11 protein-coding genes are annotated in these 12,334 nt (G+C 44.9%); 7 read left to right on the top strand and 4 right to left on the bottom strand.

Features of this window, described 5'->3' with window-relative positions; all coding sequences use genetic code 11:
- The first annotated feature begins 36 nt into the window (after positions 1-36).
- From ACWHAR_RS07095 to ade, 4 genes are all read left to right on the top strand, one after another.
- Positions 37-1,341 (top strand): ATP-binding protein, encoded by a 1,305-nt coding sequence (locus tag ACWHAR_RS07095; protein ID WP_032874761.1) that lies wholly within the window; start codon positions 37-39, stop codon positions 1,339-1,341.
- Between the two features lies 1 nt (position 1,342).
- Positions 1,343-2,170 carry a gamma-glutamylcyclotransferase gene (locus ACWHAR_RS07090; protein WP_015239773.1) on the top strand — a complete coding sequence of 276 codons (828 nt, stop codon included), beginning with the start codon at positions 1,343-1,345 and terminating at the stop codon, positions 2,168-2,170.
- Positions 2,171-2,210: 40 nt separating this feature from the next.
- Positions 2,211-2,876, top strand: coding sequence for a Ktr system potassium transporter KtrC (ktrC, locus tag ACWHAR_RS07085; protein WP_003154554.1), 666 nt, complete (start codon positions 2,211-2,213; stop codon positions 2,874-2,876).
- A gap of 148 nt (positions 2,877-3,024) precedes the next feature.
- The gene (gene ade / locus ACWHAR_RS07080) at positions 3,025-4,758 is read left to right on the top strand and encodes an adenine deaminase (RefSeq protein WP_032874763.1); all 1,734 of its coding nucleotides are present in this window, start codon (positions 3,025-3,027) and stop codon (positions 4,756-4,758) included.
- Positions 4,759-4,790: 32 nt separating this feature from the next.
- On the opposite strand, the gene rnjA is transcribed toward ade, so the two are convergent.
- Together rnjA and ACWHAR_RS07070 are read right to left on the bottom strand one after the other, a co-directional pair.
- On the bottom strand, positions 4,791-6,458 hold the full coding sequence (gene rnjA, locus ACWHAR_RS07075) for a ribonuclease J1 (protein WP_007611151.1): 1,668 nt from the start codon (positions 6,456-6,458) through the stop codon (positions 4,791-4,793).
- 5 nt (positions 6,459-6,463) lie between these two features.
- Positions 6,464-6,673 carry a DNA-dependent RNA polymerase subunit epsilon gene (locus ACWHAR_RS07070; RefSeq protein WP_003154548.1) on the bottom strand — a complete coding sequence of 70 codons (210 nt, stop codon included), beginning with the start codon at positions 6,671-6,673 and terminating at the stop codon, positions 6,464-6,466.
- 354 nt (positions 6,674-7,027) lie between these two features.
- Between ACWHAR_RS07070 and ACWHAR_RS07065 the strand changes: the two genes are divergently transcribed.
- Entirely contained in the window at positions 7,028-7,801 is a 774-nt protein-coding gene (locus ACWHAR_RS07065) for a Cof-type HAD-IIB family hydrolase (RefSeq protein ID WP_032874765.1), read from the top strand.
- A gap of 34 nt (positions 7,802-7,835) precedes the next feature.
- On the opposite strand, the gene def is transcribed toward ACWHAR_RS07065, so the two are convergent.
- Together def and ACWHAR_RS07055 are read right to left on the bottom strand one after the other, a co-directional pair.
- Positions 7,836-8,390 (bottom strand): peptide deformylase, encoded by a 555-nt coding sequence (gene def / locus ACWHAR_RS07060; RefSeq protein ID WP_003154544.1) that lies wholly within the window; start codon positions 8,388-8,390, stop codon positions 7,836-7,838.
- Between the two features lie 112 nt (positions 8,391-8,502).
- The gene (locus ACWHAR_RS07055) at positions 8,503-8,682 is read right to left on the bottom strand and encodes a YjcZ family sporulation protein (protein WP_007409651.1); all 180 of its coding nucleotides are present in this window, start codon (positions 8,680-8,682) and stop codon (positions 8,503-8,505) included.
- A 246-nt stretch (positions 8,683-8,928) separates the two neighbouring features.
- On the opposite strand from ACWHAR_RS07055, the gene ACWHAR_RS07050 reads away from it, so the two are divergent.
- Together ACWHAR_RS07050 and fabD are read left to right on the top strand one after the other, a co-directional pair.
- Positions 8,929-9,567 (top strand): YkyA family protein, encoded by a 639-nt coding sequence (locus ACWHAR_RS07050; protein ID WP_032864631.1) that lies wholly within the window; start codon positions 8,929-8,931, stop codon positions 9,565-9,567.
- A 455-nt stretch (positions 9,568-10,022) separates the two neighbouring features.
- Positions 10,023-12,329 carry an ACP S-malonyltransferase gene (gene fabD, locus ACWHAR_RS07045; RefSeq protein ID WP_032874767.1) on the top strand — a complete coding sequence of 769 codons (2,307 nt, stop codon included), beginning with the start codon at positions 10,023-10,025 and terminating at the stop codon, positions 12,327-12,329.
- Positions 12,330-12,334 lie beyond the last annotated feature (5 nt).

Below are 12,334 nucleotides of genomic sequence, written 5' to 3'. Positions count from 1 at the left end.
ACAATATATGTAGAAATGCTAGCGGCAGGTGGGACTATGGGAAAATATCAAGCGCGTATCATTTCCTTAATCTTGGCAATGATTTTTATTATGTTTTGGGATTATTTATTTTATATGATTGAACGGAATCCGATTAACTGGCCCGTTGACATCACCTTTACCGCCGTCACATTAATCAGCGTCTGGCTGCTGGCTTATTATGTGGATAATAAAAAGCAGCTGCTGGCGGAGCTGAAGGACAGCGAGCAGAAAGCAAAGGCGCTTTCAGATGAGAAAAACCGGATCATGGACAATCTGCAGGAAATCGTTTTTCAGACGGATGCACAAGGGAATATTACATATTTGAATCAGGCCTGGACGGCGATTACGGGCCACTCCATCAGCGAATGTATGGGCACGATGTATAATGATTATTTTATAAAAGAAAAACATATCATTGATTATATTATCTCCCAAATCAAGCAGCAGTCCCCGTCAGGAATGTTTACGGCCAAATATATTAAAAGAGACGGCACGATCTTTTGGGGAGAAGTCCATTATAAGCTGTATTATGACCGCAGACAGAAATTTGTCGGAAGCCTGGGGACGATGTCTGATATCAGTGAACGGAAAAAAGCGGTCGACGAGCTTCTGGAAACGAACGAACGCCTTGCCATGCAATCTCAAAAGCTGGCCATTGCCGGGGAGCTTGCGGCAGGAATCGCCCATGAAGTAAGAAATCCTTTAACGTCAGTCAGCGGCTTTCTCCAGCTGATGAAAGCCCAGTATCCGGAAAGAACGGATTATTTTGATATTATTTTTTCGGAGATTAAAAGGATTGATCTCGTGCTGGGGGAGCTGCTTCTGCTCGCCAAGCCGCAGACCGTGACGTTTACCGCTCATCATCTCAACCATATTTTAAGGCAGGTGGCGACGCTTCTTGACACGAACGCGGTGCTGTCGAACACTGTGATTGAGAAGGATTTCAGGCAGACTGAGTCCTGTATGGTCAACGGTGACGAAAACCAGCTGAAACAGGTATTTATCAATATTATTAAAAATGCAATTGAAGCGATGCCTGACGGCGGGAATATTCATATTTATACAAAACGGGATGAAGAATACGCGGTGATCAGCATACAGGATGAAGGAAACGGCATGTCGAAAGAAAAGCTTGAAAACATCGGGAAACCGTTTTTCTCAACAAAAGATCAGGGAACGGGTCTCGGTCTTCCGATTTGTTTACGAATTCTGAAGGAGCATAATGGTAAACTTAACATTAAGAGCAAAAATGGAGAAGGCAGTACGTTTCAGGTGATTCTGCCGTTAGAAGCGGCTGCTGTCCAAAAGGAGGAAAAATAACTTGCTTCTTTTTGTATACGGTTTGTTACGGAAGCGTGAAGAAAATCATGAACTGCTGAAGGGCGCTCCGTGTGTGTGCGAGCAGGCTGCGATAAACGGCGTGCTGTACGAAACGGATAAAGGTCAGCCTGCGGCGTCTTTAGCAGAAACAGCTTTTGTGTACGGGGAATTGTATGAAACAGATCATCAGATGATCCGTAAGCTGGATGCGTATTATGCTGATTTTGATCGGAAAGAGGTTGCCGTGACGACGGATGCCGGGAATAAAACCGCCTTCGCATATGTCGTAAAGCCCGACCAGTGTGCCTCATTCAGCCGTATCAAAAGCGGAGACTGGAAAGAATACCGTTTTATGAAACGGGAGGATGACAGTCCGGTTTATTATTTCGCATACGGCTCCTGTATGGACAATGCCCGGTTTAAACAGGCGGGGGTCGATCACTTTTTTGCCGAGCCGGTCGGAGGGGCGGTTGTTGAAGGGTATTCGACGAGATTCACGTTAAGGCGTCCTGACGGTTCCAGAGCCGATCTTGTTGAAGATGGGGGACGAACTGAAGGCGTGCTGTACAAGCTTCCGTTTGAAGCGGCAACCTATCTGTACAAAAGAGAAGGTGTTGATAACCACACATACCGTCCCGCGTTCATAGAAGTGTGTGCCGGCGGCCGTGTATACAGAGGCGTCCTGACGTTTCTTGTGCTTGATAAAGCTGAGGAAATTGCGCCTCCGGGTCACTACCAGGAAGAAATCGAACGAGGAGCGGACCTGTATTTATCGCCCGCCTTTTCAGAAAAGCTTAAACGCTATATGAACTCATTGCCGAAAATGTGATACTATCCCTATTAGAGATATTGTTTAAAGGAGTACTGTTATGAGAAAAGAGTTTGCCGTTATCGGTCTCGGACGCTTCGGCGGAAGTATTTGCAAAGCATTAAGTGAAGAAGGCCTTGAGGTCATGGCGATGGATATTGATGAAGATAAAGTAAATGAATACGCCAAAATCGCATCACACGCGGTCATCGGCGATTCAACCGATGAATCAGTGCTGAAAAACTTAGGGCTGCGCAACTTTGACCACGTCATTGTGGCAATCGGCGAAAATATACAGGCGAGCATTTTAACGACGCTGATCTTAAAGGAACTCGGCGTGAACACGATCACGGTTAAAGCGCAGAACGATTATCATGAGAAAGTGCTTGCGAAAATCGGGGCCGACCACATCGTCCACCCTGAACGTGACATGGCAAAACGCATCGCCCACAACATCGTATCAAATAATGTGCTTGATTATTTGGAGCTGTCCGACGAACACAGCATTGTGGAGATCGTGGCCAACAGCAGGCTTGCGGGCAACACACTGCTTGATCTGGACATCCGGGCGAAGTACGGCATTAATATCGTGGCCATCAAGAGAGAAAAAGAAGTGATCGTATCTCCCCTGGCGACTGAAATGATCCAAAAAGAAGATATTCTCATCGTTATCGGCTCTCTTACGGACATTTCCCGATTTGAAAAAAGAGTGCTTCACACAAAGTGAAAAGCCGTCCGTAAAAGGACGGTCTTTTATTATGTCAGAATAGAAAGACATTTATCATGTAAGCGGTATTTTCTGCAATTTTTATTGACTATGATCAGGCGATCCGATAGCATATTGTACCATATAAAGAAAAAGAGGAGGCCTCATTTTGAACAAAGAAACACTGGCTGAACGGCTGAACGCATCAGCCGGCAGACAAAAAGCCGATACCGTCATTAAAAACGGAAAAATCATGGATGTATTTAACCAGGAATGGATTTCTGCAGATATCGCCATTACGGGCGGAGTGATCGTCGGCCTGGGCGAATATGAAGGGGAAGAAGTCATTGATGCAGAAGGTCAAATGATCGTTCCGGGCTTTATTGACGGACATGTTCATATCGAGTCCTCTATGGTTACTCCGATTGAATTTGCTAAAGCCGTCCTCCCACACGGAGTGACTACTGTCATTACTGATCCTCATGAAATTGCGAACGTTTCCGGAGCAAAAGGCATTTCATTTATGATAGAGCAGGCAAAAAAGGCGCCGCTGAACATCCGTTTCATGCTTCCTTCCTGTGTTCCCGCCGCTAGCTTTGAACGCTCAGGAGCCGTATTAAAAGCCGAGGATTTAAAGCCTTTTTATCAGGAGAAAGAGGTGCTCGGACTTGCGGAAGTAATGGATTATGTGTCTGTTGCGGAAGGTGAAGAGGATATGCTTCAGAAACTGCTTGATGCCAAGCGTCACGGAAAACGGATCGACGGGCATTTAGCCGGACTGTCTTCAGAGATCATCAATATATACAGAACCGCACTGGTGTCAAATGATCATGAAGTGACGACAAAAGAAGAAGCGCTGGACAGAATCAGACGGGGAATGTATGTCATGCTGCGCGAAGGATCGGTGGCGAAAAATACGCTCAATGTGCTGCCGGCGGTGAATGAAAAAAACGCGCGGCGCTTTTTCTTTTGCACGGATGATAAGCATGTAGATGATCTGCTTTCAGAAGGAAGTGTGAACCACCAAGTCAAAATGGCGATAAAGGCCGGACTTGATCCATTCCTTGCGTATCAGCTCGCCAGCTTAAATGCGGCTGAGTGCTACGGCCTTGAAACAAAAGGGGCGGTAGCGCCGGGTTTTGACGCAGATCTGCTGTTCATTTCAGATGTACGGGAGGCTGCCGTCACGAAGACCATGGTCGCCGGCCGGACCGTCGCCGAGAACGGACGCACGGTTTATGAACAGTCTGCCGGTTCCTATTCGCCGGACCAGGCGCTGTTGGATACAGTGCGGCTGAAAGCGCCGCTGACTGAATCGGATTTTCATATACCGATTCAAGAAGGCAAGAAAATGAATGTAATCAAAATGATACCGAATCATTTGGAGACGAGAAAAAAAGAAGTGCCTGCACCGTCTGCTGACGCGTTTCGTCCTGATACAGAAAATGATTTATTAAAAATCGCCGTCGCAGAGCGGCACAGCGGCGAAAAAATGTTAGGACTCGGGATTGTACAAGGGTTCGGGTTAAAAGAAGGCGCCATCGCCACAACCATTTCTCACGATTCCCATAATATCATCGCCGTCGGTACAAACGATGCCGATTTGGCAAAAGCAATCAACAGGCTCCGTGACACCGGAGGAGGATTAACAGCCGTGAAAAACGGAGAATTGCTTCATTCCGTTCCGCTTCCGATCGCCGGGCTTTTGTCTGATAAGTCGGCGGAATGGGTCAATGACAGCTTGGGCGTGCTTCATGAGAAGCTTCCTCTGCTCGGATTCACCGGTGATTTCAATCCGTTTCTCACATTATCGTTTTTAGCGCTTCCGGTGATTCCGGATATTAAAATGACAGCAGCCGGTCTGTTTGATGTCAAAGCCTTTCAGCATATTCCGCTGCAATAAAAAAACTGCACTCGTAATGAGTGCAGTTTTTTTTAGACCTCCATAATGATCGGAAGGATCATCGGGCGGCGTTTTGTTTTTTCGTATAGGAACGGAGCAAGCGTATCGGTAATTTCGTTTTTAATTTCGGACCACTGCGTTGTTTTCCGATCCATTACTTTCTCCAGATGGTTCGAAATGAGCTGCTGCGCGTCATTGATCAAATCACCGGATTCTCTCATGTATACAAAACCTCTTGAGATTAAATCAGGCCCCGCCGAAACCTTAAAGTCGTCCATATTGATGCTGACAACAACGATAACAAGGCCTTCTTCTGAAAGAATGCGGCGGTCGCGGAGCACGATATTGCCGATATCACCGATTCCGCTTCCGTCAATGTAAACGGAGCCGGACGGAATTTTGCCTGCCACAGCGGCTTCTTCGCCTTTGAGGGCCAGCACTTCGCCATTATCCATGATAAAGCAGTTTTCTTCAGGTATACCGCAATCAGTCGCGAGTTTGACGTGCATTTTCTGCATTCTGTACTCACCGTGAATCGGCATAAAGAACTTCGGTTTGATCAGGCGGAGCATTAATTTCTGCTCTTCCTGTCCGCCGTGTCCGGATGTATGAATGTCATTCAATGAACCGTGAATGACTTCTGCGCCCGCACGGTACAGCTGGTTGATGGTGCGGCTTACGCTGATTGTGTTTCCGGGAATCGGAGAGGAAGAAAAGACGACCGTATCTCCGGGATTAATGGAAATCTGCCGGTGCGTCCCGTTAGCGATGCGTGATAACGCCGCCATCGGTTCACCTTGGCTTCCCGTACATAAAATTGTTACTTTATTGGCAGGCAAACGATTGATTTCGTTATGCTCAATAAACGTATTTTTAGGACAGGTAATGTAGCCGAGATTTTGTCCGATTTCAATAGCCGATTCCATACTGCGTCCGAATACGGCAACTTTTCTGCCTTTTAAAACGGCTGCTTCAATCACCTGCTGAAGACGGTGTATATTCGAAGCGAATGTCGCAAATATAATTCTGCCGTCCACTTTTCGGAAAATATCGTGAATGCTTTCGCCTACGCGGCGTTCTGACATGGTGAAATCAGGAACCTCACTGTTTGTACTGTCAGAAAGCAGGCACAGAACGCCTTCTTTCCCGATTTCAGCCATCTTTGTCAAGTTTGCCGGTTCGCCTACCGGTGTGAAATCGAACTTAAAGTCCCCGGTATGTACGATATTGCCCGGTGGTGTTTTGACGACGATTCCGTATGAATCCGGAATGCTGTGTGTCGTTCTGAAGAAGGATACAGATGTCTTGCGGAACTTCACGATGTCGTCTTCACCGATGATGTTTAATTTGGTCTGTCTTAACAGCCCGTGCTCTTCAAGTTTATTCCGAAGTAAGCCGATCGCGAGTTTACCGCCGTAAACGGGAATATTTACTTGTCTGAGCAGGTACGGAATACCGCCGATATGGTCTTCGTGACCGTGGGTGATAAACAGACCTTTAATTTTATCTTCATTTTTTACTAAATACGTGTAATCGGGGATTACGTAATCAATGCCGAGAAGTTCATCTTCCGGGAACTTGATTCCCGCATCAATCAGTACAATTTCATCCTGAAACTGCACTCCGTACGTATTTTTTCCGATCTCGCCCAATCCGCCGAGGGCGAAAACGGCAGTCTGGTCATTTTTTACAAATTTCATTCCGCTCATAACTCCAATACTTTAAAATTTTCGCTCTGCTTCTCATATTCTAAAAAAGCACCGTCCACAGGCTGAACAAATTCAATGTTGTATTTCTGATCTTTCAGTTTCGTTCTGACGTCCCGTTCTGAAACGCCCTCAATGTAAAGTGAATCTGTTTTTTCCCGAACAGGTACTTCGTCAGCCTTCTCTTGATAAAATACCTTATAAATCATCCAAATCTCTCCTTAAATGCCGTATGTTAGACTCGCTTATTCTATTATATTCGAAAACGGATTATAAGGAAAGTCTCGAGCAAAAAAGGGACTTTCAAAAAACGAAAGATCCCTTCTACGCGATGACTTTTTTCCGGAGCATTCCGCCCCACTGTCTTCTGAGTTTCTTCCGTAATCGGCGCAGCATCGTATACCTCCTTTAAAGCCCTTTATAGAAGTAGTATGCGGAAAAAATGAATTTGTTTTCGTGGGTAAAACTGGAATTTCATCAAGGCGGTTTTCCGGAAGAAAAACTTTCTGTATGATGATATTGAAAAAGACACGACTGATAAACGGGAAAAAGGAGAAATTGACATGAATCCAAAACTGATCTTTTTTGATATTGACGGCACGATCTATGACCATGATAAACATATTCCCGATAGCGCAAGAAACGCCGTGAAGGCGCTTAAAGAGGCTGGCCATCACGTTTTTATCGCCAGCGGAAGGTCCCCGTTTATGGTAAAACCGATTCTGGAAGAGCTTGAGATTGAATCATTTATTTCATACAACGGCCAGTATGTCGTATTTGAAGGTGAGGTCATTTATAAAAATCCGCTTCCTGAAGATGCGGTTGCGCGTTTATTAAAGCAGGCGGCAGAAGGGGAGCACCCCGTCGTATTTATGGCGGAAGACACGATGAAAACGACCGTCCCCGGACATCCGCACGTCTCGGAAGGAATCGGCAGTCTGAAAGCGCCTTATCCCGAAGTTGATGAAACTTTTTATAAAGGAAAAGAAATTTATCAGCTGCTTTTATTCTGCCGCGGACACGAAGAAAAAGCATATGCCGCTTTTCCGGAGTTTGATTACGTCCGCTGGCACGAATTGTCAACGGATGTGCTTCCGAAAGGCGGTTCAAAAGCGGAAGGCATTAAAAGAGTGCTTGAGCGGCTTCCGTACGGCGTAAGTGACACTTATGCATTCGGCGACGGATTAAATGACCTTGAGATGATCCGTTTTGTCGGCACCGGGGTGGCGATGGGAAATGCGGTTCCGGAATTAAAAGGTGCCGCCGATTTCGTCACAAAGCCGGTGGATGAAGAGGGAATCAGCTGGGCCGTCAAAGAACTGGACCTTTTGAAATAAAGAAAACCGGCACTTTGGGAAGTGCCGGTTATTTTTAACGGTCAATGGCAATGGCGTTTTCAGGTTCTTTGAACGGATTTTCTTTATCGATATGGTCGTAAAACATCACGCCGTTCAGATGATCGATTTCGTGCTGAAACACGATGGCCGGAAAACCTTTGAGGCGGATGTCAATCTGTTCTCCTTCAAGCGTCACCGCCTTTACGCGGATGCGGGCGTAGCGCGGCACATAGCCGGGAATGGGTTCGTCTACCGACAGGCAGCCTTCTCCGCTCGTCAAGTAGCTTTTTTCCACTGAGTGGCTGACGATCTTAGGGTTAAAAAGAGCATAGCTGTATAAAGTGCCTTTCGCATCTTCTGCATGAACGGCGATCATCCGTTTTTTTACGTCTGTTTGGGGAGCGGCAAGACCGACGCCCGGACGAAGCTTGTATTTCTCGGCTAATTCAGGATTTTGGCTGTTTTTCACAAACTCAATCATATCAGCAAGATGCTGTTTTTCTTCGTCAGAAGCGGGAAGCTGAACTTCTTCAGCGATCTCTCTGAGCGCGGGATGTCCGTCGCGTACAATATTTTCCATAGTAATCAAGAAACTTCACTCCTAAAGCTTAATATGTAAATTATAGCGAATTTCTTTATCGCGGCGCAACGAAACAATTGGCCGGCCATAGCAGGCCGGCCGATGTTCATGTTGTATAGGGTCAGCAGCCGCAGCCTAAATAAGCGGCACCGACGATGATTAATAAGATAAACAATACGACGATTAATGCGAATGTGCGGCCGTAACCGCCGCCGCAGCCGTAACCGTAACCGCCGCCATAACCATATCCGCCGCCGCAGCAACCGCCGCCAAATCCGCCGCCAAATCCATATCCGTACATAAAAAAACCTCCTCTTTTAATTACGCTGACCCTCTGTCAGCAGGGCCGGCGTCTACTATAAACTATGTAAAAGCCAAAAAGATGTATGGTCATCCGCCCTGTTTTCTCAATTTTTTATGCAAGTATTCTTTGACAGCACCGTAAGCGTCTTTTTACCCGGTCATGTCAATTACAGCTCAGCTATTGTCAAAAAGCGTTCGGGCTTCTATAGTGGAAATTGTCAAGATTGGGGGATTTTAAGTGAATATGATTCAAAAAAAGGTATTAGCAGGAATCGGAGCGCTCGGCGCCGCAAGTATGCTGCTTGCCGGCTGCGGGGGAAAAGATCCGGTTGAATCGCTTCATGACTCGATGGAAAAAGCCGTTCAAGCGGAAAAACCGTTTCAAAAAGAGCAGAAAACATTAGAAAAATTGGAGAAAAAAGAGCATCAGCTATACGACAGCGCGGTTAAACTGAATATGGATGATTACCAGAAAATTGTCACACTGTCTGATCAGGCTCTGAGCAATGCAAATCAGCGAAAAAAACATCTGAAAGCAGAAAAAGACAGTATTGATGATTCAAAAAAAGCGTTTGAATCCGCCAAAAAAACTTCTCAAGAAATAAAGGATAAGAAAGTAAAAGAAAAAGCCGGGCATGCTGTCGCTTTAATGGGGAAAAGGTATGCATCTTATGATCTTTTGTACAAAAAGTACGAAAAAGCCATTTCACTTGATAAGGACCTTTATAAACTGATTAAAGATAAAAAGCTCACATTAGCGCAGCTGGAAGAGCAAATCAGCAAAGTAAACTCAGTTTACGAAAAGGTGCATAAACAAGCAGATGAGTTCAATCAATTTACTAAAGACTACAACAAAGAGAAAGAACTATTATTCCGCAAATAGTATAGTGAAGGCATATCGGCATGGGCTGATGAACTGATAACAACCGAGTTCAGCCGCCTGTAAAAAGGCGGCTGAAGAATTGGTATATACGTGTGTTTCCCATTGACAACAAGTAAATCATGGTATAGTATTTATTTAGGGAAATATTCACATAAAACCAATCGTTGTTTCGGCACGTTGGAATGTTTTTATTATATTGATATATATAAAACAGAATGAAAATGTGATTTTAATTATCAGAAAATTCTATCTATTTATATTTACGGCAATATGATATTTGTACATGCTTTTTGCTTTTAAACCTTTATCCGGCATAAAGGTTTTTTTATTTTGCTTAGTAATGCTTATTAAGTAAGTGTGCTGAGAGTAAACGACAATTTTAAAATTGAAGTGAAAAACGTTAATCAAATCGGAACGAAAAGAAACGGCAGAAATACGGAACAGGAGGAAAACAAATGCTTGCTTACGTCTTTCCCGGACAGGGAGCGCAGTTTAAAGGAATGGGCAGAGACTTATTCGATGAATTCAGTGAGCTCATTAAAAAGGCAGATTATATTTTAGGATATTCCATAAAGGATTTATGCCTTTCAGATGAAAAAGAGAGGCTGACTGATACGAAGTATACACAACCTGCAATTTATACAGTGAGCGCACTGCAATATTTAAAGGGTTTAAAAGAAGGTCATACACGCCCTGATGCTGTTGCAGGACATAGTCTGGGTGAATATACTGCGCTTTTTGCGGCCGGCGTTTTTAATTTTGAGACAGGTCTCCGGCTGGTTGCTAAAAGAGGCGAGTTAATGAGTGAGGCTTCCGAGGGCGGAATGGCTGCCGTGATCGGACTGGATGAGCACCACATAAAAAAAATACTTCAGAAGTATGAATTCGGCCAAATAGATATCGCCAATTACAATACATCTTCACAAATTGTGATAGCAGGGGCTGCAGATGAGATAAAGCGGGCAGCCTCTTTTTTTGAAAAAGAAGGGGCGAAAGCTTATATCGTATTGCAAGTCGGCGGAGCTTTTCATTCTCGTTTCATGGAAAGTGCACAGCGTGAATTTGCGGAATTCATCGAGGAGTTTCATTTTTCTGAATTGAATTTCCCGGTCATCTCTAACTATACGGCAAGACCTTATAAACAAGAAGATATCAAACGGAATTTAATTGAACAAATAACAAACTCGGTGAAATGGACTGAAAGCATCAGGTATCTAATGGGACAAGGCGTAACTGTGTTTGAAGAGATCGGTCCCGGCAACATTCTGACTAAATTAATTCACACCATACAAAGAGATGAGGAACCGCTTACTATCAGTGCGCCGGAAGACAGTCTCTTTTTTTCTGAAGGGAACGAGGACAATTCGGAAAGCGGGAAAGAGCATAGCCTCTTGGCCGAAAATATAGAGAGCGGTGCAGCTTCACCGGTGTCCCGATTGGGTGATCAATCTTTCAAAGAAGATTACGGTTTGACATACGCGTATTTGGCAGGTGCGATGCATAGAGGGATCTCTTCCGCTGAAATGCTGATCCGCCTCGGGAAGAAAGGAATGCTGGGGTTCTTTGGCACAGCGGGTTTACCTATAAGGGAAATTGAACAGGCCCTTATTTCTATTAAGGAGACACTCAAAAATGGCCAGCCCTACGGAATGAATCTGCGATTTGAGCCGGATCATCAAGATAGAGAAAAGGAATTGATAGATTTATATATCAAGCATGACGTACGAGTAATAGAAGCGTCTTCGTATCTTTCCGTCAGCGCACCATTAATTTATTACAAGGCGCATCAGTTGAAGATAGACAAAAGCGGCAGGGTTATACCTCATAATCGGATCATTGCCAAAGTTTCACGGCCGGAAGTTGCGGCCGCATTTCTGAGTCCGCCTCCTCAAAGTATCGTAAAGAGAATGTGTCAGCACGGTATGCTGACGGAAGAGCAGGCGGAGTGGCTCAGCCGTATTCCGGCAGCAGACGATATCATTATTGAAGCAGATTGCGGTAGTAATACTGAACAGGGCTCATTGACGGCGATGCTGCCGTTTTTTGTTAACCTGCGGGATGAAATGATGGAAACACACAAATACGCAAGGAAGATAAGGATCGGGGCTGCGGGAGGAATCGGGACTCCCGAGTCTGCGGCGTCTGCTTTTTTAATGGGCGCTGATTTTATTATGACGGGATCCATTAATCAATGTACAGTTGAAGCCGAAACAAGCGGTTTTATTAAAGAAATGCTGAGTGAGACAGGAATATGCGATACTGCTTATGCGCCTTCGGAGACTCTGTTTGAGTTCGGAACAAAGGTTCAGGTGCTGAAAAAGGGCACGCTGTTTCCGGTCAGGGCAAATAAATTATTTCAAATCTACCAACAATACGAGTCTTTGAGTGAGATAGATGAAAAGACAAAGATTCAGCTCGAAAATGATTATTTTAACAAGACTTTTGATGAAATCTACGAAATCATAATAGATAAACAGCCGAACCTGGCCCAAAAAGCTGAGCGCAATCAAAAATATAAGATGCTGTTACTATTTAAGTGGTATTTGCAAAGAGGATGTCTGCTTGCTTTGGAAGGGCAGGAAGAACAAAAGGTGAATTTCCAAGTTCACTGCGGCCCGTCTTTAGGCGCTTTTAATCATTGGGTAAAGGGCACGGATTTGGAATCATGGAGAAACAGACATGTCGATGACATTGGTGAAAAATTGATGAATGAGACCGAAAGTCTGCTAAGGCACAGATTGGATACGTTATTTCTACACTAAAGAAG

It is taken from the genome of Bacillus sp. LR--39, assembly GCF_053613335.1.
Note: the sequence above shows the minus strand (reverse complement) of the source record. Positions and strands in the feature narration are given on the sequence as shown.